Source organism: Bradyrhizobium sp. CFUWI (assembly GCF_056429085.1).
Window position 1 is genome coordinate 1 of the sequence record NZ_JBWJZE010000188.1, and the last position, 455, is coordinate 455.

Here is a 455-nt window from a genome sequence, read left to right on the forward strand (position 1 = left end):
CCTGCAGGAACAGCCGGTACGCCGGGTTCTGCGTTTCCTCCACATAGGGATAGCCCAGCGTCTGCAGGAACGCGTCGAAGGCGCCGGCGTCGCTCGCCGGCACCTGCATGCCCACGAGGATGCGGCCGTAGTCCGCGCCCTGGTTGCGGTAATGGAAGAGGCTGATGTTCCAGCTCGGCTGCATCATGCTCAGGAACTTGAACAGCGCGCCGGGCCGCTCGGGGAAGACGATGCGCAGCAGCCGCTCGTCCTGCGCCAGGCCCGAACGTCCGCCCACGAGGTGGCGCAGGTGCTCCTTGGCCAGCTCGTCGTGCGTCAGGTCCAGCGCCTCGAAGCCGTGGCGCTGGAAATTGCGCGCGATCTTCTCCGATTCGCCCTTGCCGTGCGTGGTGAGGCCGACGAACACATGGGCCCGGGCGGCATCGCTGATGCGGTAGTTGAACTCGGTCACGTTG

General features: G+C 66.8%; 1 pseudogene. It reads right to left on the bottom strand.

Annotated elements, in window-relative coordinates:
* Window positions 1-455, bottom strand: a pseudogene (locus AC066S_RS39350) (threonine ammonia-lyase, biosynthetic); the annotation flags it as partial.